21 protein-coding genes are annotated in these 24,032 nt (G+C 63.1%); 15 read left to right on the top strand and 6 right to left on the bottom strand.

The features are described 5' to 3' along the window. Nucleotides 1-7: 7 nt before the first annotated feature. From AC0L3N_RS02960 to AC0L3N_RS02930, 7 genes are all read left to right on the top strand, one after another. Nucleotides 8-946, top strand: a complete 939-nt coding sequence (locus AC0L3N_RS02960) for an ABC transporter substrate-binding protein (protein ID WP_473545464.1) — start codon at nt 8-10, stop codon at nt 944-946. Between the two features lie 74 nt (nt 947-1,020). After that, nucleotides 1,021-1,818 carry an ATP-binding cassette domain-containing protein gene (locus tag AC0L3N_RS02955; RefSeq protein ID WP_473545462.1) on the top strand — a complete coding sequence of 266 codons (798 nt, stop codon included), beginning with the start codon at nt 1,021-1,023 and terminating at the stop codon, nt 1,816-1,818. Then, entirely contained in the window at nt 1,815-2,825 is a 1,011-nt protein-coding gene (locus AC0L3N_RS02950) for an ABC transporter permease (RefSeq protein WP_473545460.1), read from the top strand. The genes AC0L3N_RS02955 and AC0L3N_RS02950 overlap by 4 nt, the downstream gene beginning before the upstream one ends. A gap of 4 nt (nt 2,826-2,829) precedes the next feature. Beyond that, nucleotides 2,830-3,921 (top strand): phosphotriesterase family protein, encoded by a 1,092-nt coding sequence (locus AC0L3N_RS02945; protein WP_473545458.1) that lies wholly within the window; start codon nt 2,830-2,832, stop codon nt 3,919-3,921. 41 nt (nt 3,922-3,962) lie between these two features. Then, nucleotides 3,963-4,733 carry a glutamine amidotransferase gene (locus AC0L3N_RS02940; protein WP_473545456.1) on the top strand — a complete coding sequence of 257 codons (771 nt, stop codon included), beginning with the start codon at nt 3,963-3,965 and terminating at the stop codon, nt 4,731-4,733. A gap of 3 nt (nt 4,734-4,736) precedes the next feature. Further along, a complete protein-coding gene (locus AC0L3N_RS02935) occupies nt 4,737-5,645 on the top strand; it encodes a ribokinase (protein ID WP_473545454.1) in 909 nt (302 codons plus the stop codon). Next, nucleotides 5,642-6,472: a BtpA/SgcQ family protein gene (locus AC0L3N_RS02930; RefSeq protein ID WP_473545452.1), complete on the top strand. Its 831-nt coding sequence runs from the start codon at nt 5,642-5,644 to the stop codon at nt 6,470-6,472. The genes AC0L3N_RS02935 and AC0L3N_RS02930 overlap by 4 nt, the downstream gene beginning before the upstream one ends. Before the next feature lie 78 nt (nt 6,473-6,550). Here the strand turns inward: AC0L3N_RS02930 and AC0L3N_RS02925 are convergent, their stop codons facing one another. From AC0L3N_RS02925 to AC0L3N_RS02910, 4 genes are all read right to left on the bottom strand, one after another. After that, on the bottom strand, nt 6,551-7,537 hold the full coding sequence (locus AC0L3N_RS02925; RefSeq protein ID WP_473545450.1) for an NAD-dependent epimerase/dehydratase family protein: 987 nt from the start codon (nt 7,535-7,537) through the stop codon (nt 6,551-6,553). 155 nt (nt 7,538-7,692) lie between these two features. Next, complete coding sequence (gene smc, locus AC0L3N_RS02920) at nt 7,693-11,151, bottom strand: chromosome segregation protein SMC (RefSeq protein WP_473545448.1); 3,459 nt, start codon at nt 11,149-11,151, stop codon at nt 7,693-7,695. A 117-nt stretch (nt 11,152-11,268) separates the two neighbouring features. Beyond that, complete coding sequence (locus tag AC0L3N_RS02915) at nt 11,269-11,997, bottom strand: DsbA family protein (protein ID WP_192365396.1); 729 nt, start codon at nt 11,995-11,997, stop codon at nt 11,269-11,271. Between the two features lie 130 nt (nt 11,998-12,127). Further along, on the bottom strand, nt 12,128-12,628 hold the full coding sequence (locus tag AC0L3N_RS02910) for a DUF721 domain-containing protein (RefSeq protein ID WP_473545445.1): 501 nt from the start codon (nt 12,626-12,628) through the stop codon (nt 12,128-12,130). A 54-nt stretch (nt 12,629-12,682) separates the two neighbouring features. Between AC0L3N_RS02910 and mutY the strand changes: the two genes are divergently transcribed. The 3 genes from mutY to AC0L3N_RS02895 are packed head-to-tail and all read left to right on the top strand — an operon-like array spanning nt 12,683 to nt 14,964. Then, complete coding sequence (gene mutY / locus AC0L3N_RS02905; RefSeq protein WP_473545443.1) at nt 12,683-13,915, top strand: A/G-specific adenine glycosylase; 1,233 nt, start codon at nt 12,683-12,685, stop codon at nt 13,913-13,915. Nucleotides 13,916-13,960: 45 nt separating this feature from the next. Then, nucleotides 13,961-14,572, top strand: coding sequence for an HAD family hydrolase (locus AC0L3N_RS02900; protein ID WP_473545441.1), 612 nt, complete (start codon nt 13,961-13,963; stop codon nt 14,570-14,572). Nucleotides 14,573-14,583: 11 nt separating this feature from the next. Continuing rightward, a complete protein-coding gene (locus AC0L3N_RS02895; RefSeq protein ID WP_133254710.1) occupies nt 14,584-14,964 on the top strand; it encodes a hypothetical protein in 381 nt (126 codons plus the stop codon). A gap of 6 nt (nt 14,965-14,970) precedes the next feature. On the opposite strand, the gene AC0L3N_RS02890 is transcribed toward AC0L3N_RS02895, so the two are convergent. Next, nucleotides 14,971-16,104 (bottom strand): DNA methyltransferase, encoded by a 1,134-nt coding sequence (locus AC0L3N_RS02890; RefSeq protein WP_473545439.1) that lies wholly within the window; start codon nt 16,102-16,104, stop codon nt 14,971-14,973. A 175-nt stretch (nt 16,105-16,279) separates the two neighbouring features. On the opposite strand from AC0L3N_RS02890, the gene AC0L3N_RS02885 reads away from it, so the two are divergent. Continuing rightward, nucleotides 16,280-16,969, top strand: a complete 690-nt coding sequence (locus AC0L3N_RS02885; RefSeq protein ID WP_473545437.1) for an HAD family hydrolase — start codon at nt 16,280-16,282, stop codon at nt 16,967-16,969. Nucleotides 16,970-17,008: 39 nt separating this feature from the next. Here the strand turns inward: AC0L3N_RS02885 and AC0L3N_RS02880 are convergent, their stop codons facing one another. Beyond that, nucleotides 17,009-17,683 carry a hypothetical protein gene (locus AC0L3N_RS02880; protein WP_473545839.1) on the bottom strand — a complete coding sequence of 225 codons (675 nt, stop codon included), beginning with the start codon at nt 17,681-17,683 and terminating at the stop codon, nt 17,009-17,011. A gap of 126 nt (nt 17,684-17,809) precedes the next feature. On the opposite strand from AC0L3N_RS02880, the gene thrC reads away from it, so the two are divergent. From thrC to AC0L3N_RS02860, 4 genes are read left to right on the top strand one after another with little or no spacing between them, the layout of a single operon-like run. After that, nucleotides 17,810-19,207 carry a threonine synthase gene (gene thrC, locus AC0L3N_RS02875; RefSeq protein WP_473545435.1) on the top strand — a complete coding sequence of 466 codons (1,398 nt, stop codon included), beginning with the start codon at nt 17,810-17,812 and terminating at the stop codon, nt 19,205-19,207. Between the two features lie 14 nt (nt 19,208-19,221). Beyond that, complete coding sequence (locus AC0L3N_RS02870) at nt 19,222-20,514, top strand: M16 family metallopeptidase (protein ID WP_473545433.1); 1,293 nt, start codon at nt 19,222-19,224, stop codon at nt 20,512-20,514. 15 nt (nt 20,515-20,529) lie between these two features. Beyond that, nucleotides 20,530-21,126 (top strand): GNAT family N-acetyltransferase, encoded by a 597-nt coding sequence (locus AC0L3N_RS02865; protein ID WP_123147085.1) that lies wholly within the window; start codon nt 20,530-20,532, stop codon nt 21,124-21,126. Nucleotides 21,127-21,129: 3 nt separating this feature from the next. Beyond that, entirely contained in the window at nt 21,130-24,018 is a 2,889-nt protein-coding gene (locus AC0L3N_RS02860; protein ID WP_473545431.1) for an EAL domain-containing protein, read from the top strand. The last annotated feature ends 14 nt before the right edge of the window (nt 24,019-24,032 follow it).

Genomic DNA, 24,032 nt, shown 5'->3' with positions numbered 1-24,032 from the left:
ACCGTACATGCGTCCGTTCAAACTTCTCTTCCGTTGTGCCGCCGTCATCGCCATTTGCTCGACAGCGATGGGATCGGCGTTCGCCGATACGTTCGCTCTCGTCAACATCAACCAGCAGGCCCTCTTCTTCAACCAGATCAATGAGGGCGCGCAGAAGGCAGCCGACGCCGCAGGCGCCAAGCTGGTCATCTTCAATGCCAACAACGTGCCGAGCGCGCAAAATGACGCGATCGAGAACTACATCACACAGAAAGTCGACGGCATCATTCTGGTCGCCATCGACGTGAACGGCGTCAAGCCTGCAATCACCGCCGCGAAGGCGGCCGGCATCCCCGTGATCGCCATCGACGCGCAGATCCCCGACGGCGACAACGTTGCGTTCATCGGCGTCGACAACGCCAAGGCCGGCGAGGATATCGGCAAATTCTACGCCGACTATGTGAAGGCGGAGATGGGCGGCACTGCCAAGATCGGTATCGTCGGCGCGCTCAATTCGTTCATCCAGAACCAGCGGCTCGACGGTTTCAAGAAGGCGGTCACTGACAGCGGCCTGGCGATCACCTTCCTCGACACGGTCGACGGCCAGAATGTCCAGGAGACCGCGATGAGCGCTTCGGAGAATTTGATGACCGCCAATCCGGACATGACGACGCTATATGCGACCGGCGAGCCGGCGTTGCTCGGCGCTGTTTCGGCCGTAACCAGCCAAGGCCGCACCGGCGACGTCAAGGTGTTCGGCTGGGACCTGACCAAGCAGGTCATTCAGGGCATTGACGATGGTTGGGTGGTTGCGGTCGTCCAGCAGGATCCGGCCGGTGAAGGCAAGGCCGCTGTCGAAGCATTGGTCAGGCTCAAGAAGGGCGAAACGGTCGAGCCGATCATCAATATTCCGGTGACGATCGTGACCAAGGACAACGTCGACAAATATCGCGCGATGTTCCAGTAAACTGCGTCGATAACCGGTCCGCGGCGCCGCCTGAGGCTACGCCGCGGACGCTTCGCGAACCCCGTGGATCGAAGATGAGCAGTAGCGAGACGTATCGGGTGCGGATGAGCGGCATCTCAAAGCGCTACAACGCCATTCAGACGCTCGATGACGTGTCGCTGGTGCTGAGGCCGGGCGAAGTCCTGGGGCTGGTCGGCGACAATGGCGCAGGAAAGTCGACGTTGAGCAAGGTGCTGTCGGGGGCGGTGGTTCCCGATGCCGGCACGATCGAGATTGATGGCATGCCGGTGACCTTCACTTCGCCGGCGGAGGCGCGTGCGGCGCGCGTCGAGATGGTCTATCAGGATCTGTCGCTCTGCGACACGGTCGACGTCGCCGGCAATCTCTTTCTCGGCCGCGAGCCGCGCCGCCGCATCGCCGGCATTTCCTTTCTCGACAAGAAGCGCATGCACGAGCAAACGCGCCAGATGCTCGACCGTCTCGGCATCGTTATCGCCGACACGCGGCTCAAGGTCGAAAACCTGTCCGGCGGACAGCGACAGTCGATCGCGATCGGCCGCGCCGCCTCGTTCGAGCCGTCCGTGCTGATTATGGATGAGCCGACGGCGGCGCTCGCCGTCGCCGAGGTCGAGGCCGTGCTGAACCTGATCCGCGCCGTGAGCGCGCGCGGCGTCAGCGTGATTCTGATCACCCACCGCCTTCAGGATCTGTTCCTCGTATGCGACCGCATCCAGGTCATGTACGAAGGACGCAACGTCGCCGAGCGGCTGATCGGCGAAACCAATATCGAAGATGTCGTCAACCTGATCGTGGGCCGCAAATTCAACGCTCGTTCGGCCGCCAGCGCCTATCGCGATGGAGCGCCAGCATGAGCGACGTGACTTCGACCCACTCCGCTCAGTCTCAAAGGGTCCGCGCAGGCACCTGGCGAGATGCGGTGCTTGCCAATGGCAGTGTCGTGTCGATCGCGCTGTTCTTTCTTATCGTTAGCGTCATCTTTTCGGTGGCGACGGACGCCTTTCTGACGTCGCCCAATCTGCTGAACATCCTGCGTCAGTCGGCACCATTGCTGATCGTCGCCGCAGCGATGACCTTCGTCATCACCACCGGCGGCATCGATCTTTCGGTCGGCTCCGTGCTGGCGCTGGTGGCAACGTTGTCGGCGACATTGCTGCAGCTGGGCCTGCCATGGCCGCTGGTCATCCTCGCCATGCTTGCGCTAGGCGCCTTGCTTGGCGCGGTGCAGGGCTATTTCGTCGCTTATGAGGGCATCCCGGCCTTCATCGTCACGCTTGCCGGGCTTTCGGTGATCCGTGGCGTGGCGCTGCTGATCACCGGCGGCTACTCCATCCCCATCGAGCCGGGAAGCCCTTTCACGGTGCTGGGCCGCGCCTGGTTGCTTGGCGTGCCGGCGCCGGCGCTGATCGCGCTGGCGATCCTCGCGATCGCCTATATCGCCTTCAACGAGACGCCGTTCGGCCGCTACGTGACCGGCATCGGCGCCAACGCCGAAGCGGTCAGGCGCGCCGGCGTGAACACGCGGCTGACGACGCTTTTCGTTTACGTGATTTCCGCCACCGCGGCAGCACTTGCGGGGATCATCATTGCAGCCCGGCTCGGATCCGGATCGTCGAATGCCGGGCAAGGGTTTGAGCTCGAAGTGATCGCTGCCGTCGTGCTTGGCGGCACCAGCCTGTTCGGCGGCCGCGGAACGATCATCGGCACGGTGCTCGGCGCGCTTACCGTGGCCGTCATCGGCAACGGCCTGATCCTGGCGCATCTGTCGCCTTTCCTGACGCCGATCGTGACCGGAACGATCATCCTGATCGCTATCTGGCTGAACTTCCGCCTGTTCCGCGGCGCCGTACGGAGCCGTTGAGCCTATGAGCGATCTCTTCGATGACGCAGCTCCCAGGCAGCGGCTGGCGATCGGGGTCGATACCGGCCATGTGATGACCGTGCTCGGCCCCGTTCCGGTCGAAGAAATGGGCATTACTCTGATGCACGAGCACATCTTGCTCGACGGCGCGCGCAGCTGGAAATGTCCCTGTTATCCCGACGACATGGCGCTCGCCGAGCAGCCGGTGAACATCGAGATCATCGGCGAATTGCGCATGAACCCCTACGTCAACCGCGACAATGTTTCGCTCGACGACAGTGACCTGGCGCTGTCTGAGCTGCAACGCTATCGCGCGCTGGGCGGCCACACCGTCGTCGACGCGACCAATATCGGCATCGGCCGCGAGCCGGAAAAGCTCGCCCGCATCAGCCGCATGTCCGGCCTGAAGATCGTCATGGGCACCGGCTTCTATCTGGAACACACCCATCCCGATTGGCTGAAAGCGATGGATGTCGACGCGGTGACCGAGTTCATCGTCAACGACGTCGGCGGCGGCGAGACGCAGCCGCCGATCGTGGCCGGACTGATCGGCGAGGTCGGCGTCAGCAAGGATTTTACCGCCGAGGAGCGAAAGTCGCTGAGAGCTTCGGCGCGGGCCTCGCGCATCACCGGCGTGCCGCTGTCGATCCACCTGCCCGGCTGGGAGCGGCTGGCGCATGAGGTGCTCGATGTCGTGGAGGCCGAGGGCGCCGATCTTCGCCACACTGTGCTCTGCCACATGAACCCCAGTCACAGCGATCTCGACTATCAGACAAGCCTCGCCCGGCGCGGCGCGTTCCTCGAATACGATATGATCGGCATGGATTACTATTACGCCGATCAGGACGCGCAATCGCCCTCCGACGAGGAGAATGCACGGGCAATCGCGGCACTTATCGAAGCCGGCCTCGGCGACCGCCTGCTGCTGTCGCAGGATGTGTTCCTCAAGATCATGCTGACCCGCTTCGGCGGTTTCGGCTACGGCTACATCCTCAAGCACTTCATACCGCGCCTGAAACGGCATGGCGTCGAGCAGCCAGCCATCAACCGCATGCTGATCGCCAATCCGAAGGCCGTGTTCGCGCGGCAGAACTAAGCGGCCTCGAACTTACAGCTGAGACTTACGACGGAGTTCAAATGTCCAAGAAAAAGATCCTGCTTGCCGGTGAATCCTGGGTGTCGACCGCCACCCATATCAAGGGTTTCGACCAGTTTCCGACGGTCACCTACTACACCGGCGCGGACGAATTGCTGACGGCTCTGAAGTCGACCGACTTCGACGTGACCTTCATGCCGGCGCATGAGGCACAGCGCAGCTTTCCGCAAACAATGGAGGCGCTTTCGGCCTATGACGCGGTGGTGCTCTCCGACATCGGCGCCAACACGCTGCTTCTGCATCCCGACACCTGGGTCCACTCCAAGCCGACGCCGAACCGTCTGCGCCTGCTGCGCGATTACGTGCGCGACGGCGGCGGGCTTTTGATGTTCGGCGGCTACTATAGCTTCCAGGGCATCAATGGCGGCGCGCGCTACCGCAAGACGCCGGTCGAGGAGGTGCTGCCGGTGAACTGCCTCGCGTTCGACGACCGCGTCGAGGTGCCGGAAGGGTTTGCGCCTGTCCTGAAAGGCTCCTCGAACCATCCGATCCTAAAGGGTCTCGGTTCGGATTGGCCAGTCCTGCTCGGCTTCAACGAGGTGACGCTGAAAGACGGGGCGGACGTTCTGGCAACCGTGTCGTCGGACTACGGATCGCTGCCACTGCTCGTCACCGGCCACTATGGCAAGGGCCGCACTGTGGCCTGGACGTCCGATGTCGGGCCGCATTGGCTGCCACCGGAGTTCATCGCCTGGGAAGGCTACAAAACCCTGTTCGAACAGATGCTGAGCTGGGCGACCGGTGAGAGCTGAGCGATGCATGTCCATGTCGTCGGCAATGCCTGCGTCGACACGATTTTTCGCGTCGGCCGCTTCCCTGCCGCCGGCGAGACTTTGAACGCCAGCAGCTACGCTGACGGCCTCGGCGGCAAGGGAGCAAACCAGGCGGTTGCCGCCGCGCGCACCGGTGCTTCGGTGACGTTTTGGACGGCGCTCGGCAAGGACCGCGCAGGCACATGGATCAGGAGCCGCCTCGACAAGGAGTTGTCCGACCTCGAGGCGAGTGAATTCGACCTGCCAAGCGACCGCTCGACCATCGTCATTGAGGCCGGCGGCGAGAACTTCATCGTCAGCGGCGTCGCCTGCAGCGAGGCGTTCGATCCGATCGCGCAAACCGCACTCGCGCGCCGGATTGCGTTTGACGACATCGTTGTCTGCCAAGGAAACCTGCGGGGCGCCGCGATAGATGCCTGCCTGCGGGCAGCACAGGAAAATGGCGCGCGCACTGTCCTGAACGTCAGCCCTATCGATGCGGCGGCTCTGCCTGATTTCGGTATGGCAGAGGTTTTGGTGGTGAATCAATCCGAGGCGAAAGCGCTGACCGGCCAGGATGATATGGCAGCCGCAGCCGGCGCGCTGGCGGCCAAAGGCGCCGGGACAGTCGTGATCACACTTGGCGCTGAAGGTTGTCTCGTCCTTGGCCCTGACCAGGGGGGATCGCTTCGTTTGCCGGCGCCACGCGTCGAGGCGCTCGACACCAGCGGCGCCGGCGATGTGTTTTGCGGCTGTCTGGCCGGCGGGCTTGCCAAGGGAATGTCGGTTACTTCAGCGCTGAAGTTCGGGCTCGCCGCCGCGGCAATTGCGGTGACTCGCCCGGGCACACTGATATCCTGTCCTTCCGCGTCTGAAATGGCGGCGCTCATCAATCAAACGGAGCTCTCATGACCCAACTCGGTCAATCAGGCGGCGACGCGCTCGTAGAACTTTTCGGCCGCACCAAGGTGGTGATCGGCGTCGTTCATCTTGCGCCGCTTCCTGGCGCGCCGCGCTATGACGGCGAGGCTGTCGAGGCGATCTATCAGAGGGGGCTTGATGATGCCAGATCCTATCTCGACGGCGGATGCGACGGCGTGATCGTCGAGAACCATGGCGATATCCCCTTTGCCAAACCTGACGATATCGGACCGGAGACAGCGGCCTATATGGCTGTTATTTCCGACCGTATTCGCCGCGAACTCGGCAAGCCGGTCGGCATCAATGTGCTCGCTAACGCCGCGATCCCTGCCCTTGCGATCGCCAGTGCCGCTGGCGCGGGCTTTATCCGCGTCAATCAATGGGCGAATGCCTATGTCGCCAACGAGGGTTTTGTCGAGGGGGAGTCGGGTCGCGCAGCACGCTACCGCGCCAGGCTGCGCGCCAACGGCATCCGCGTTTTCGCCGATGCTCATGTCAAGCATGGCGCGCATGCGATCGTTGCCGACCGCCCGGTTGAGGAACTGGTAAAGGATCTGGTTTTCTTCGACGCCGACGCCATCATTGCGACCGGTCAGCGCACCGGGGACGCTGCGGATCTGAGCTACATCGGCATGATCAAAGAGGCTGCCGGCCTACCGACGCTGGTCGGCAGCGGCGTGACGCCCGACAATGCAAACGATATTCTTGGCATCGTCGATGGCGTCATCATCGCCAGCGCACTGAAGCACGACGGCGTCTGGTGGAACAAGGTCGACCCCGCCCGAGTAAAGACCTTCATGGCCGGGCTGAGGCGATGAGAAGCGGCGATTGGAGCGAAGTCGCGCCCCTCAGGCCGCAAACGCGGAGACCCGCAGGCGACGACCCGCAGGCCGCAGTCACGTTGTCGTTGATCCCGCAGCCCATTCGGACCGGTACCAGTCGACAAATTTCTTCAGCCCATCTTCGATCGAAACGCTCGGCTTGAAGCCGAAATCGCGCTCCAGCGCCGTCATGTCGGCATAGGTCCGCTCGACGTCGCTGCTCTGCATCGGCTCGCTGTGGCGGATCGCCTTTACACCCAGCAGTCTTTCCAGAGTGTCGATGAAATCGCCCAGCCGCACCGGCCGGTTGTTGCCGACATTGTAGAGCCTGCTCGGCGGAACTTCAGCCGGTGGCGGCTTGTCGAGCACGGCAACGACTGCCCTCACCACATCGTCGACATAAGTGAAATCCCGCCACATCTCGCCATTGTTGAACACCCGGATCGGCTTGCCTTCGAGCATCGCCTTGGTGAATATCCAATAGGCCATGTCGGGCCGGCCCCAGGGACCGTAGACGGTGAAAAATCGCAAGCCGGTCTGCGGCACCCCGAAGAGATGAGCGTAGGTATGGCTCATCAATTCATCTGACTTCTTGGTGGCGGCGTAGAGCGAGACGGGCCTGTCGACCTGATCGGTCTCGCTGAACGGAACCTTGCGGTTGCCGCCATAGACCGAACTCGACGAGGCATAGACCAGGTGCTCGAATGCGGGCTGCGCGCGACAGAATTCGAGCATCTCGAGATGGCCGACAACATTGGAACGGACATAGAGCCTCGGATTGTCGAGTGAATGGCGCACGCCCGCCTGCGCGGCGAGGTGGACAATCCTGGTTATGCCTTGCCCTGCCAAAGCGTTAGCGAGCGCCCCCTCTTTGGCGATCTCGATCTGATGAAATGAAAAGTCCTTGTGGGGCTGAAGGCGGGCGAGACGCCCCTTTTTAAGCGCCAGGTCGTAATAGTCGTTCATATTGTCGACGCCGACGACCGCTTCTCCCCTGCTCAGGAGATGATGGCAAACATGGCTGCCGATGAACCCCGCGGCTCCGGTGACAAGTACAGGCAACAAGGTTCTCCATGCATATGCTGGCAGATCACCGCGAAATCGAGATCGATTTCGGAAAGGATCATGCATCCGAATGAACGGAACCGACCTGGTCCAATTCGTGCTATAGCCGAAAGCCCCAACAGGCGCTACCGACAAGCCTTACTGTCGAAGCTTCAGCTCGCCTCGCGCAAGGCCTCGGCCGCCTGCAGGTCGACCGACACGAGCTGGCTCACGCCCTGCTCGGCCATGGTGACCCCGAACAGCCGGTTCATGCGGGCCATGGTGATCGGGTTGTGCGTGATGATGACGAAGCGGGTCTCGGTGGTGGCGGCCATTTCATCCATCAGATTGCAGAAACGCTCGACATTGTGATCATCGAGCGGTGCGTCGACCTCATCGAGCACGCAGATCGGCGCGGGATTGGTCAGGAACACGGCGAAGATCAGCGACATCGCCGTCAGGGCCTGCTCGCCGCCGGAAAGCAGCGTCATCGTCTGCGGCTTCTTGCCGGGCGGCCGCGCAAGGATTTCGAGACCGGCCTCGAGCGGATCGTCGGACTCGATCAGTTGCAGTTCCGCCGTGCCGCCGCCGAACAGATGCGAAAACAGCCGCTGGAAATGACCATTGACCACGTCGAAGGCAGCCAGAAGCCGTTCGCGGCCTTCGCGGTTCAGGCTCTGGATCGCCTGCCGCAGCTTGCGGATCGCCTCGATGATATCCTCGCGTTCGGAAACGATCGTCTCCAGCCGATCGGACAGTTCCTTCTGCTCTTCCTCGGCGCGCAGATTGACGGCGCCCAGCCGTTCGCGCTCGATCTTCAGCCGGTCGAGCTGACGCTCGATCTCGGCCATCTCCGGCATCGGGCTGTCGGCCTCCAGGCCGGTGTGGCGGATGACCAGATGCGGCGGCGTGTTCAGCGTCTCCTGGATGCGCGCCTCGACCTCGAGCCGCCTTTCATCGGCGGCGGTCAGCCGCTCTTCGGCGCGGACGCGGCTTTCGCGTGCCTCGGCCAGCGACTGGATTGCTGATGTCGCGGCCTTGTCCAGTTCGGACTGCCGGTTCTCCGCCTCCTGCAAACGATCGCCAGCTGTCTTGCGCAGGCTTTCGGCTTCGGCAAGCTGCGACAGCAAAGCGCGCCGCTTGGCGTCGATCTCGTCGGGTGCGTCGGCCAGCCTCTCGCGTTCGGCCTCGGCTTCGGCCTTACGTTCGCCGAGCGCTGCGATCTGCGTCGAGGCGTTTTCGGCGCGCTCCAGCCAGTTGCGGCGTTCCGCGCCGATGGCGTCGAGGCGGCGCGTTCGCGCCTCGGCTTCCCGCCTCAAGCCTTCATGGACGGCGCGGGCATCGGCAAGGGTGGCGCGGTCGCGAGCGACGTTGGCGGCCGACTGTTCGAGCTGCAACTGCAGATCACCGAGATCGGGAGCGCTTTGCAGCAGCATCTCCGCCTCGATGAAAGCCGCGGCCGTCTCTTCATGGCTGTCGACGATGCGCGCGCGGGCCTCGTCAAGTGCGGCGCGTCGGCTCGACAGCTCGCCGCCGGCCTTCTCGGCCTCCGCCAGCACGTTGCGGGCGGCGTCCAACCCATGCTGGGCATCACGCCCGGCTTGACGAGCGTTGCGCTCGGCCTCGCTCGCCTGGGCAAGCGCCTGCTCGGCATGTGCAAGGGCTTCTTCGGCCTGGCGTAGGATGCGGGTCGCGTGGACCGCCTCGGCATCGAGCTCGGCCAGCCGGTTTTTCTGCGCCAGCCGCTGCGCTGCCGCGGTTGGCGCGTCGGCGCTGGCGGTGAGTCCGTCCCAGCGCCACAGCGCCCCTTCGCGGCTGACCAGCCGTTGCCCGGGCGCAAGCAGCGCCTGCAGCCGCTTTCCGTCGCCGGCCTCGACGATGCCGATCTGCGCCAATCGGCGGGCCAATTGCGCCGGCGCGCGGACCACACTGGCAAGGCTATTGATGCCTTCGGGCAGAGCGGCGTCGCCGGGCTGAACCTCGCTTTGGCCCCAATGCACCGGCGCGCTGCGGTCGAGCGGCACGTCGAGATCCTCGCCAAGAGCCGCGCCCAGCGCCGTCTCATAGCCGCGCTCGACGCTGATCTGCTCCAGGACGGAGGGGAAGAGGTCGCCACTCGCGGCATTCAGGATCTTGGCCAGCGTGCGGGCCTCGGTTTCGATCCGCGCCAGCTCGGCCTTTGCATCCTGAACCGGTGGGCGGGCGGCACTTTCCGCCGTGCGCGCCTCGGCGACAGCCTGTTCGGCGGCGATCGCCGCGGCTTCGGTCTCCTCGAGCAGCGCCATGGCCTGTTCGACCAGAAGCTGCTTCTCGGCGGGATCGGGCAGGCCGGCGACCCTGGAGGCAATATCGGACAATTCCCGGTCGACATCGGCCAGCTGGCGGGCGAAACGGTCGCGGCGCTCAGCGGTGTCGCGCAGCGTTCGTTCGATCTGGTTGCGGGAGGCGGCGACCTCCGCCCGTTCGGCGGTCTGCCCGGCGAGTTTGGCTTCACTGGCGGCAAGCGTCGACGCCGCCTGTTCGACCGCCGCGCGGGTGCTGGCCTCGCGCTCGGCGGCGCCGGCGTTCTCGGTATTGAGCGCGGCTTCTTCGGCGGCGAGGCGTTCAAGAATATCCGCATTGTCGCGGACCATCCGCTCCTCGCGGACGATGTCGCCGTCGAGCTGCTGGAGCCGGCGGTCGAGTTCCAATTGGCGGGCGCGGATGCGGCCCGCTTCTTCCTCGATCTGCGTCTTGGCGATCGACAGGCGCTGGAAGGCGGCAGCGGCGGCGGCTTCCGCGTCACGCAGCTCCGGCAACCGGTGGGCGCCGATCGCTTGCTCCCTGGCGGCAGCCATCTGGGCGGCGGCGCGATCGCCGACAAGTGCCGTGGCAATCGCCAGCGCCGAGCGCGCCTCGCCTTCCTGTGTCTTGGCCAGCGTCCAGCGCAGATGCAGCAGCGTCGCTTCAGCCTTGCGGATATCGGCCGACAGGTTCTTGAAGCGCGAGGCCTGACGGGCCTGGCGCTTCAGGCTTTCGATCTGGCTTTCCAGCTCGCCGACGACATCGTCCAGCCGTTCCAGATTTTGTTCTGCCGCCTTCAGACGCAGTTCAGCCTCGTGGCGGCGTGTGTGCAGACCCGAAATTCCGGCCGCCTCTTCCAGCAGGGCACGGCGCGCCTGCGGCTTGGCCTGGATCAGCTCGCCGATGCGGCCCTGTCCGACCATCGAGGGCGAGCGCGCGCCGGTGGATTGGTCTGCGAAAAGCAGCTGTACGTCCTTGGCGCGGGCTTCCTTGCCGTTGATGCGGTAGAGCGAACCCGCCTCGCGCTCGATGCGGCGCGAAACCTGCAGTTCGTCCGCGTCGTTGAAGGCCGAGGGCGCGCTACGGTCGCTGTTGTCGAGGAAAAGCGTGACTTCAGCGGTGTTGCGGGCCGGACGCGTTCCAGAACCCGAAAAGATGACGTCGTCCATGCCGGACGCGCGCATGTTCTTGTACGAGCTTTCGCCCATCACCCAGCGCAGCGCCTCGACAAGGTTCGACTTGCCGCAGCCGTTCGGCCCGACGATGCCGGTCAGGCCGCGTTCGATGACGAACTCACCGGGTTCGACGAAGGACTTGAAACCGAGCAGGCGGAGGCGCGAAAACTTCATTCGCGCCGCCCCATAAGCGGGGTCGGCAAAAGTGTTCCGCGGTTTTGCGACAAGAACCCGCGGCACAGCAAAAAGTCGCGCACGCCGAGGCGCAGCCGCTTCGGCGTTGCCGAAACGTCAGAGCAGAGGGTCGATAATGGCCGAGATTTCCTCAATCGACAGCGCCCCCTTGTAGGTTTTTCCGTTGATAAAGAAGGTCGGCGTCGAGTCGACCTTGAATTCATCGGCGCCGCGCTTCTGGACCGATCTCACATCGTCCAGAAGTTTCTGGTCCGTCAAGCAGGCCTCGAAGGACTCCTGTGTAAAACCGGCCATCTTGGAGATTTGCAGCAGGGCGTCCTTGGTATTGGCGACACCTGCCCAGTTCGCCTGCTGCCTGAACAGAACGTCCACCATCGGGAAATAATTGTCTTTGGAGCAGCGCGCCAGCATGAAACCAGCCTCGGCGCTCGGGTCGAACGGAAATTCGCGCAGGATAAGGCGGGCCTTGCCGGTATCGATATATTTCGTCTTCAGCTCCGGGAGGGTGGTTTCGTGGAAATGCGCGCAGTGCGGGCAGGTCATCGAGGCATATTCGACGATGGTGACCTTCGCGTCGTCCTTGCCCAATTGCTCGTCGGGCAGTGCACCGGGTTTCAGCAAGGCCGCCATGTCCACCGTGCCCTGGGCCTCAGGCGCCTTGGCCGCGGCCGGAGTGGCCGGCTTCATCGGATCGGCGGGGGCCGCAGGTTTCACATCCTCCGCCACGGCTTTCTCCCCCGAGTCGCTGCAGGCGGCGAGCAGAGCCACCGCCGGAATGGCGGCCAGCGACGACAGGAGGTTTCTGCGGGACAAAAGACGGGTCATACGAATCACCTGACAATGGTTGGATTTTGCAATGCAAAGGCTAGAAAAGGCGAGAGTTGGCGCGAATTAAGGCATCGCCGTCCCCATTCCAATCGCCAAATCTTGTGTACGCGATCACGAAAGCGCGAGATTATACTTTCTTTTGACCGAGAATGGTGGCGCCGAGCCGCTCCAGCGAAGCGCGCAGCCCGTCATCCTCGATCATTCCGACAGTGCCTGACAACTTCACCTTCTCGGCCGCGGTCAGCGGCCGAAAGCTTGGTTTAGGCCGCCCTTTGTCCGCCGTCACCGGCTTTTGCACGATTCTGATCCGGCCGATAGCGTTGAAGCCAAGGAAGGCATTGACCCTGTTGATGATCTCGCCGGTCTCGTGCTGCAGATGGAGGGCGGCCACCCCTTCGCAGGCGATGACCAGCACCGCCGGCTCGAACGGATCATCTTCATGCATGCGGCGCGGCCACTGGATCTTTTCAGGGCGCGAACGGCTGGCAAGCCGCGGCCCGGCAATCTCCTCCCACGACTGGACGAGCCCGATCGACATGCCGGCCCGCTTGCGCAACACCGGATCGAGAATCTGGGTTGCGAGATCACTCACCGGAACGGGATTGCCGAAGGGCCTTTTCCCTGCCATGTGCGTTCTCCAGTCACGACCTTCACCACGCATCGGTAGGCCAGTCCTCGATCAATGGCACTGCACGACCAGACCCGCAAGACCGCATCCAGAGTTGGCGGCAAAGCCGCATCTGAGGATAGCAGCAAAGCTGCATCTGGGGACAGCGGCAGAGCCGCGTCTGGAGATAGCAGCACAGCTGCATCCGGAGATAGCGGCAGGGCCGCATCTGGAGACAGCGACCACATCGCGTCCCGCCTGCTTGGCTGGTACGACGCGCATCACCGCGACTTGCCGTGGCGCATTGCGCCGCGCGATTTGGCACGCGGCATACGGCCCGATCCCTACCGCGTCTGGCTTTCCGAAGTCATGCTGCAGCAGACTACGGTCGAAGCGGTAAAATCCTATTTCCGGGCCTTTGTCGAGAAATGGCCTGATGTCGAGGCGTTGGCCGCCTCACCGACCGAAGATGTGATGAAGGCCTGGGCCGGGCTCGGCTATTATTCCCGCGCGCGCAATCTCAAGGCCTGCGCCGATTTCGTCGCACGGCAAGGTGGCAGGTTTCCGGATACGCAAGCTGGCTTGAGAGAACTTCCCGGCATCGGCGCCTACACGGCGGCTGCGATCGCGGCGATCGCCTTCGACCAGCCCGCCGCGGTCGTCGACGGCAACGTCGAGCGAGTCGTTTCTCGGCTGTTTTCGATCGTCACGCCGCTGAGCGAAGCCAAGGGGGACATACGCACCTATGTCGAGCGCATGGTGCCGGCGACCAGACCTGGCGATTTCGCCCAGGCAATGATGGATCTCGGCGCGACGATCTGCACGCCACGGCGGCCGCATTGCATGCTGTGCCCGCTGCGGGAGGATTGCAGCGCCACTGTTTCAAGCGATCCCGAGCGCTTCCCTGTCCGCCTGCCGAAGGGTGAGAAACCATTGCGGCGCGGGGCTGCCTTCGTTGCCGTACGTGATGACGGCGCCGTTCTTTTGCGCAAGCGTGCGGATAAAGGCCTGCTCGGCGGCATGACCGAAGTACCGACGACCGGCTGGACCGCGCGGATCGACGGCGCCACCACGGACGCGGCGGCGCCCTTCCCCGGCAACTGGAGGCCAGCCGGCCGGATTGGCCATGTCTTCACCCATTTCGCGCTCGAACTCGACGTCTTCAAAACGATGACCGATGGCGCCGCCCCTGCGGGGCATTTCTGGTCGCTGGCCCATGAAATTTCCGGCGAAGCGCTGCCCACTGTCATGAAAAAGGTAATCGAAGCGGCGATACCGGGCGCGACGAAGAAGCAGCGCGCACATTGAATCGCCCACATCGCCTCACATTGAATTGCATTGACGAGGACAAGAATGACCGTAATCCGCCATATCGTTTTCGACATCGGCAGAGTGCTGATTCACTACGACCCGAATTTGCCCTTCAGCCGATTGATCCCCGACGCCGAAGAGCGGAAATGGTTCTTCGACAATGTCTGCACGCATGACTGGAACATCGAGCAGGACCGCGGCCGGACCTGGGAAGAGGCCGAGGCGCTGCTGATCGCCGAACACCCGGACCACGCCGAAAACATCCGCAACTTCCGCCGCCTCTGGCACGAGATGGTGCCGCACGCCTATGACGACAGCGTCCAGATCATGGACAAGCTGATCGAGACCGGCCACGACGTCACCATGCTGACCAATTTCGCCGCCGACACACTTGCTGAAGCCCGGCAGCGTTTCGACTTTCTCAACCGACCGCGCGGTGTGACCATTTCGGGCGAGATCGGCATGATCAAGCCTGATCGCGGCATTTACGACCATCACGTCGCCGCGTTCGGCCTCGAGCCCGCGGCCACGCTGTTCATCGACGACAGCCAGAAGAATGTCGACGGCGCCAAGGCGGCCGGCTGGCAGTCGGTGCTGTTCACTGACGCAAAGACGCTCGAGGCTGACCTTAAGCGTTACGACATCGCGTTCTGACCGATACGGTTATGGGCAGGATTGTCTTAACCTACGACCCGTACTGGCCGATGCTCGATATTGATATCGTGCAGGGTAACTTTCGTGGCCATGGCGTCGTATATTTCACAATCAACGAAGTAAGCGAATTCATGACCTCGCTGAAAGCATACCCCCTTGAGCGAGCGATGCTTTCGCTGAAGTCGCCAGGCCTGTTAAACATCTCTGTTTTCCCAACGGATGGCGTTGGTCATCTGGCAGTTCGAATCGAGGTCGCTGAAGACGCCGACGCAGTCGAATTTGCGCGTATTCAGCTTCGCACCGACTATTCGGGACTGTCCCGTTTTCACAATCAGCTCACCTTGATGGCCGAAGGCGATTTGAACGAAATTGTTCTGGAAGAAAAGGGCTGACTGTTATCAGGCCCCTGCCCGCTCCATGCCGAGGCGGGCGATGCGGCGAAGCTCGTCGATCGGGGTCAGGCCGCCGCTGCGCTCATAGTGCCAGAAGGTCCAGCCGTTGCAGGCATCCAGCCCCTGCACTTCCGCGCCAATCTTGTGGATCGATCCGGCGCTGTCGCCAACCGCCACAGTGCCGTCGGCGCGCACCCTGGCCGCCCAGCGCTTCTTGGCGTCGTAGAGCGTGGCGCCCGGCAGCATCAGCCCGGTGTCGATGAGGCTGACGAAAGCAACGCGCGGCTCGGCGCGCTTGCCGGTAAGCACGGTAAGAGCAGCGCCGTCCAGCGGCCGAACTGCATCGATGCGCTGGTTGGCGGCGTCGATATAGGCCTGCTCGCGCTCGATGCCGACGAAATGGCGGCCGAGGCGCTTGGCCACGGCGCCGGTGGTACCGGAGCCGAAGAAGGGATCGAGCACGATATCTCCGGGCTTGGTCGAGGCCATCATGATGCGGGCGAGCAGCGCTTCGGGCTTCTGCGTCGGATGCAGCTTGTCACCATTTTCGTTCTTCAGGCGCTCGCTGCCGGTGCAGATCGGAAACAGCCAGTCGGAACGCATCTGGATGTCGTCGTTCGACGCCTTCAGCGCCTCGTAGTTGAAGGTGTAGCCCTTGCCCTTCTGGTCGCGCGAGGCCCAGATCATCGTCTCATGGGCATTCTGGAAGCGGCGGCCGCGGAAATTCGGCATCGGATTGGTCTTGCGCCAGACGACATCGTTGAGGATCCAGAACCCCAGATCCTGCATCTTGGCGCCGACCCTGAAAATGTTGTGGTAGGAGCCGATGACCCAGATGGTGCCGTTGGGCTTCAGCACGCGGCGCGCCGCCAGCAGCCAGGCCCGCGTGAAGGCGTCGTAGACCTCAAAACTCGCGAACTGGTCCCAGTCGTCGTCGACGGCATCGACCTTGGACTGGTCGGGCCGGTGCAGATCGCCGTCGAGCTGCAGATTGTAGGGCGGATCGGCAAAGATCACGTCGATGGATTTTTCCGGCAGCCGGTCGAGCGCGGCGACACAATCGCCCTTCAGGATCGTATCCAGCCATTCAGATTGCTGGGGAGCGTGGGAAAGCTCGTCGAGAAGACGCACGGCAGACATTGTTACACCCAAAGCACGCGTTACTGTTTACTCCCTGTTATGGTTACCGATCAGCGTAAATTTTCGGTGAAGGCCTGGGGTGCGGACTCCGGGTAATTTGCGAAGATCGGCCTGTTGGTGTATGCCGCGCCGCCAGAACCGTCCCAGCCGCCTCCCTCCCGCTTTCCGGATCGCTATGCCCCAGCCAGACCTTGTCATCTTCGATTGCGACGGCGTGCTCGTCGATTCCGAAATCATCGCCGCGCGCATCGAAGCCGAGCTTTTGACGTCGGCCGGTTACGAGATATCGGCCGAGGAGCTTTCCGAAACCTATGCCGGGCTGACCTTCAAGGACATCATGATGCGGGTCGAGGAAAAATCCCGCGTCCCGTTCCAGGCCTCGCTGATCGATCGTGCCGAAGACCTGGTCGACCGCCGGCTGCGCAGCGACGTGCGCGCCGTCGACGGGGTGCACGAGGCGGTCGCCGCGGTAACCACGCCGCGCTGCGTCTGCTCGAATTCGCGCTCCGAGCGGATCGAATTCATGCTGGAGAAGGTGCATCTGCTGCCGTTTTTCAACGGCCGGATTTTTTCCTCGCTGGAAACACCAAGCGGAAAATCCAAGCCGGCGCCAGACGTGTTTCTCTTTGCCGCGGCAAAGCTCCAGGCCGATCCGGCGAACACCTTCGTCATCGAGGATTCCGTGCACGGCGTGACCGGCGCCAGGACAGCCGGCATGCGTGTGATCGGCTTCACCGGAGCGGCGCACAGCTATCCCGGGCATGCCGACGCGCTGACCGAGGCCGGCGCCGAAACGGTCATCCGCCGCTGGGCGGAACTGAAAAGCGTGATCGCCGCCCTGTCGGAGTGGTCGGCGGATGCGTGATGCATGCGTCCAAATGGACGCGCAGCTCCAAAGCCGCGGCTATTCGGCCGCGGCAACCTTCTTGTCGGTCTTCTTCAGCGGGCCTTCGTCATAGCCGGCGAACGCCTGATAATCCTTCGCGGTCGGCTCGGGAACGACAACGTTCGAATCGGTGAAGACGAACTGGGTGGCACTCGTGGGATTGGTTACCTGGACCTGATGTTGGTGAAGCTGCGAGTAAAGGACCTCGGTGCCGTGCATCACAGCGATACGGATCGGCATGGTGATGGTGCCCGGGCTGAACATCGGTCCCGGAACGACCTTGCCGGCCACGGCGATCTTCATCGTCAGAGAGCCGTTGGCACGGTTGCAGTCGCGGGTCACATCGGTGATCGAAGCCTGGTAGATGATCTTCGCGGAATCGTCCTGCTGATCGCTGCTCCCGTCAAGCGCAGCAGCTTCGGCGTCCTGAGCGGCCGCTTTTTTCTTAGGCTTTTGGTTGCCTTTGGCATAGGTGTTGAAGAAGGCGGTGCCGTCGCGCAGCGTCACTTTCGGACAATAGGCCAGCAACTGGCTGGCAAGAACCTTGGGGTCCGGCGGGGGTGGCGGTGTCGTGTCCTTCTTTCCGAAGCCCAGCATGCTACTGCCGCCTGATTGGCAGCCGGCGGCGGTAAGCATAAAGCCGGTGAGGGCCAGACCCGCGACAAAACGACCGTTGGATGAATGAAACGCCATGAACTGCACTTCCCTCTCGCAAAGCGGGTGACGTATATCAACCGCGCGGCAAAAATGCGACTGAGCAAGTTCGGAAATTAACCACTTTGCCGCGGACGGACCGCCCGGCAGCCATGGAACATGACGATGCAATATGTGAGTACTCGCGGGGAAGCGCCCGTGCTTGGATTTTCCGACGCGGTGCTCGCGGGCTTGGCGCGCGATGGCGGTCTTTATGTGCCTGATATCTGGCCGCAGTTTTCAGCCGCAGAGATCCGCGCGATGCGCGGCCTTGCCTATCCCGACCTCGCCATCCGCGTGCTGTCGCCGTTTCTCGGCGGCGAGATCGCGATGCCGGTGTTCGAACGCCTGGTGCGCGAAGCTTATGCGACGTTCCGTCACGAGGCGGTTTGCCCGCTGGTGCAGACCGGCTCGAACATGTTCGTTCTGGAACTCTTCCATGGCCCCACACTTGCCTTCAAGGACGTGGCCATGCAGCTTCTCGCCCGGCTGATGGACCATGTGCTTGCCGAACGCGGCCAGCGCGCCACCATTGTCGGCGCCACGTCCGGCGATACCGGCGGGGCCGCCATCGATGCCTTCGCCGGGCGCAATCGAACCGACATCTTCGTCCTTTTCCCGCACGGCCGGGTCTCGCCGGTGCAGCAGCGGCAAATGACGACGTCCATCGCCGCAAATGTCCATGCACTGGCGGTCGAAGGCAATTTCGATGACTGCCAGGGGCTGGTGAAGGACATGTTCAACGATCACGGTTTTCGCGACCGGGTGTCGCTGTCCGGGGTCAATTCGATCAACTGGGCCCGCATCATGGCCCAGATCGTCTATTATTTCTCGTCGGCGCTGTCGCTCGGCGCGCCCGACCGGCCGGTTTCCTTCACGGTGCCGACCGGCAATTTCGGCGACATCTTCGCCGGCTACGCCGCCAAGAAGATGGGGCTGCCGATCGAGCGGCTGGTCATCGCGACCAACGACAACGACATTCTGGCGCGCACGCTGTCGAGCGGCGAATACCGCACGAAAGGCGTCTTTTCGACCACGTCGCCGTCGATGGACATCCAGGTTTCTTCGAATTTCGAGCGCTTGCTGTTCGAGGCGGCCGGCCGCGACGCCTCGACCGTGCGGCGCTACATGAACGGCCTCAAGCAGTCCGGAGCCTTCACCGTCGAAGCCGGCGAGATCGCCAGGATTCGCTCCGAATTCGATGCCGACCGTTCGACCATGGACGAAGTCGCCGCTACGATCCGCTCGACGCTCGCAGCCAGCGAGTATCTGCTCGACCCGCACACGGCCGCGGCCATGCATATTGCGGCTGCGAAGGCCACCAGTGCCGTTCCGATGGTCGTGCTGGGCACCGCCCATCCGGCAAAGTTCCCGGCCGCCGTCGAAGCCGCCAGCGGCGTGTCGCCTGCCCTGCCCGCATGGCTAGGCGGGTTGATGACATCAGAGGAAAAATACACGGTACTTCCATCCGACCTGAAAATGGTGGAAGATTATGTTAGCCGCCACACGCGGGCGGCAAGTTAGGGAGTATTTGCTATATGGGTGTTGAGGTAAGCCGTCTGTCGAACGGCCTGACAGTCGCCACCGAAACCCTTCCAAGCCTCGAATCCGTCGCTCTTGGTGCCTGGGTCAAATCAGGCGCCCGCAACGAGCGTAGCGAAGAGCACGGAATGGCCCACTTGCTTGAACATATGGCGTTCAAGGGAACCAGAAGGCGCAGCGCCTTCGAGATCGCCTCGGAAATCGAGGATGTCGGCGGCGAGATCAATGCCGCCACCAGTGTCGAGACTACCTCCTATTATGCCAGGGTGCTGAGCGACGACGTGCCCCTGGCCGTCGATATCCTCTCCGACATCCTGCAGGAATCCGAGTTCGACCCGCAGGAACTGGAGCGCGAGCAGCATGTGATCCTGCAGGAGATCGGCGCCGCGCACGATACGCCCGACGACATCGTCTTCGACCGCTTCACCGAGACGGCTTTCCGCCACCAGACGATCGGCCGCTCCATCCTCGGCACGCCGGAAACCGTCAAATCCTTCACCTCGAAGCAATTGCACAAATTCATCGAACGGCAATATGGCGCCGAGCGCATGGTGGTCGTCGCCGCCGGCGACATCAAGCACGACAATTTCGTGCGCGAGGTCCAGAAGCATCTCGGCGGTTTCCGTAGCAAGTCCGACAACACGATGCCGCAGTTTGCGCAATATGTCGGCGGCGATTTCCGCGAGGACCGCGACCTGATGGACGCGCAGATCGTGCTGGGGTTCGAGGGCCGCGCCTATCATGTACGCGACTTCTACGCCTCGCAGGTCCTGTCGATGATCCTTGGCGGCGGCATGTCGTCGCGTCTTTTCCAGGAGGTCCGCGAAAAGCGCGGGCTGTGCTATTCGGTCTATGCCTTCCACTGGGGCTTTTCCGACACCGGCATATTCGGTGTCCACGCCGCGACCGGGCAGAGCGACATCGCCGAACTAGTGCCGGTGGTTATCGACGAGTTGCAGAAGGCCGGCGAGAGCATCCTGCAGGAGGAACTCGACCGGGCACGCGCCCAGTACCGCGCAGGCCTGATCATGTCTGCCGAGAGCCCGGCCAGCCGTGCCTCGCAGATCGCCCGGCAAATGCTTCTGTTCGGCCGGCCGATCGCCAAGGAAGAGCTGATGGAACGGCTGTCGGCGCTGACGGTCGAGCGGCTGACGGACCTGTCGTCACGGCTGTTTTCGACCAAGCCGACGCTGACTGCCGTCGGACCGGTGGGTACGCTCGCTCCCTATGAGGCGGTCCTCGAATCGCTATCGGGCACGCAGACCACGGCCCGAAAGCTCGCCGGCTAAGTCCATCAAAGCGTCATGTTCGCGCTCCCTTTCTTTCGCCGTGACCTGCCGGCACTGAAGGGTGACCGGGTCACGCTGCGCGTGCCGCTGACCAATGACTATCGTGAATGGTCGGTGCTGCGCGGGGAAAGCCGCGCCTTCCTGGAGCCGTGGGAGCCGCGGTGGAACCCCGACGAGCTCGACCGCACGGCCTGGCGGCATCGCCTCAGCCGCTATCGCGAAGACTATGCGCAGGGAACGGCCATAGCCTTCTTCATCTTCGAGAAAGGCAACGGCAAGCTTGTCGGTGGAATCACCCTCGGCAACATCCGCCACGGCGTCGCACAAAGCGGTCATATCGGCTACTGGATCGGCGAGCGCTACAGCGGCCGTGGCCTGATGACCGACGCGGTCAAGGTGGTGACGCGCTTCGCCTTCGATACGCTGAGGTTGCACCGGATCGAAGCTGCTTGTATTCCCGACAACGCCCGGTCGATCCGCGTGCTTGAAAAAGCCGGATTCCGGCGCGAAGGACTTCTGCGATCCTATCTCAGGATCAACGGCATCTGGCAGGACCACTACCTCTACGCCCGGATCGAAGACGATCCGCCGGGCGCGGGAACGAAGGACTGATTTTTGACGAATTTCCTGCGAATCGGGTCGTTGTTCGCCTTTGTGCTGACGGCAATCGTCGTGCTCTGCGCGACGTCCTCGGCCTTCGCCGTCGAGCCGATCAAGATCGCCCGCGACGACGTGGCGCTCGATCTTTCGGGCGCCGTCGAAATCTACCGCGACCAGGGCGAGAACTTCCAGGTGTCGACCGCGCCGGGACCGGACGGCATCGTGCGGCGGATCGAGGTCGAGGCCAATGATGCGCGCTCGACCGGCGACTGGGCGGTGTTCGCACTTGCCAACACCACCGACCAGCAGCTCGACAGGCTGATCGTCGCACCGCATTTCCGGCTGGTGAATTCCGGCATCTTCTGGCCGGATCTCGGCTCGACCCGCATTGCCGCGATCACGCCCAGCGAGGGCTTCGCGCTTGACCGCCAGACCAGCCCCGACGCCGATGTGTTCCGGGTGACGCTGAACCCCGGAACGGTGATCACCTTCATTGCCGAACTTGCCTCGCCCAAACTGCCGCAGGTCTATCTATGGGATCCGGAATCCTACAAGGACTCGGTCAACTCTTACACGCTGTTTCGCGGTATCGTCATCGGCATCGCCGGCCTCCTGGCGCTGTTCCTGACCATCCTTTTCGTCGTCAAGGGGACCTCGATGTTCCCGGCAACCGCAGCACTCGCCTGGGCGGTGCTCGCCTATATCTGCATTGATTTCGGCTTTCTCAACAAGGTTTTGGAAATATCGCCCGGCAACGAGCAGATGTGGCGAGCCGGAACGGAGGTGGCGCTTGCGGCGACCTTCGTGGTGTTCCTGTTTGCCTATCTCAACCTCAACCGATGGCACGGCCATTTCAGCTACGGCGCGCTGGTTTGGATTCTGGGGCTGGTACTGATCGCAGGCGTTGCAATCGTCGATCCGGCGGTCGCCGCCGGCATCGCCAGGCTGTCCTTCGCCGCCACCGCGCTGACCGGCCTCGGCCTGATCATCTTCCTCGGCATACGCGGCTACGACCGTGCCATCATGCTGGTGCCCAGTTGGGTCATGGTCCTGTTGTGGCTATGCGGGTCGTGGATGGCGATCACCGGCATGCTCGACAACGACATCGCCCAGCCGGCATTGGGCGGCGGGCTGATCCTCATCATCCTGCTGATCGGCTTCACCGTCATGCAGCACGCCTTTGCCGGCGGCGCGCTGCATCAGGGCCTGTTCTCCGATCTCGAACGGCAGGCGCTGGCCGTCGCCGGATCGGGCGACACGGTTTGGGACTGGGACGTGATGCGCGACCGCGTCGTCACCAAGCCGGATGTCAGCATCCAGCTTGGCCTTGCGCCCGACAGCCTGGGCGGCGCCGCCCGCAACTGGCTGCCGGTGCTGCATGCCGATGATCGCGACACGTTCCGCACAACGCTCGACGTGGTGCTCGAACACCGGCGCGGCCGGGTGTCGCAGAATTTCCGCCTGCGCGGTGCCGACGGGCACTATCACTGGTTTTCGCTGCGCGCCCGGCCGGTGATCGGATCGGACGGCGAGGTCATCCGCTGCGTCGGCACCATGGTCGACGTGACGGAGCAGAAGAAGTCCGAGGAGAGGCTGCTGCACGATGCCGTGCACGACAATCTGACCGGCCTGCCGAACCGGGAATTGCTGATGAATCGGCTGGAGGCGATCATCTCGATTGCTCGCACGGAAGAGAAGGTGCGTCCGACCGTCTTCGTGATTGACATCGACCGGTTCAAGCAGGTCAACGACGGGCTCGGCATCTCGGCCGGCGATACCATCCTGCTCACCATTGCGCGCCGGCTGCACCGGCTGCTTAAGCCGAAGGATTCGCTGTCACGCTTTGCCGGCGACCAGTTCGCACTGATGCTGCTTTCCGAACAGGATCCGGCCCGCATCGCAGCCGTTGCCGACGCCATCAAGCATGCGATCAACAATCCGATCACCTTTGCCAAGCGCGAGATCGTGCTGACCGCCTCGATCGGGCTGGTCACCTGGACCTCGGCGCAGAGTTCGGCCGAGGATATGGTCAAGGACGCCGAGCTTGCCATGCACCAAGCCAAGCGTTTCGGCGGCGACAGGATCGAGCCGTTCCGCCCCGCCTTCCGGACCGTCGGCACCGACCGGCTGCAGTTCGAGTCCGACCTGCGCCGCGCCATCGAACGGCGCGAATTCACACTCGCTTACCAGCCCATCGTGCGCCTCGAAGACGGCAGCGTTGCCGGCTTCGAGGCGCTTTTGCGCTGGGACCATCCGCGCCGCGGCATGATCCCGCCGGGCGATTTCATCCCGGTCGCCGAGAGCTGCGGCCTGATCGTGCAGCTTGGCCTGTTCGCCATGCAACAGGCCGCCGAAGATCTGGCCGGATGGCAAAAGCAGATCGGCGACGCGCCGCTGTCGGTTTCGGTCAACCTGTCCAGCCGCCAGCTCATCCGCCGCGATCTGGTCAGCGACGTCCGCTCGGTGATCGCGCGGACCAATCTGAAGCCGCGCTGCTTCCGGCTCGAACTCACAGAATCGCTGGTGATGGACAATCCCGAGCAGACGGCCCATGTGCTGAACAAGCTGAAGAAGCTTGGTATCGGCCTGTCGCTCGACGATTTCGGCACCGGCTACTCATCGCTGGCCTATCTGACGCGCTTCCCCTTCGACACGATCAAGATCGACAAGAGCTTCGTCGACGACGCGACACCGAAACGCGCGGTGCTGCTCAAATCCATGGTCAACATGGCGCATGAACTCGGCCTTTCAGTCGTGGCGGAGGGCATTTCGGATGAAAGCGATGCGCTCGAACTGCGCCAGATGGGCTGCGAATATGTGCAGAGCTTCATGTTCGGCGCGCCGATGCCCGGCGATCAGGTGCTGAAGACGCTGAAGGAACAGTATCCGCTGACTCGGGCCTGATTTCGTGCAAGTCG

It is taken from the genome of Mesorhizobium sp. WSM4807, assembly GCF_055811615.1.
Note: the sequence above shows the minus strand (reverse complement) of the source record. Positions and strands in the feature narration are given on the sequence as shown.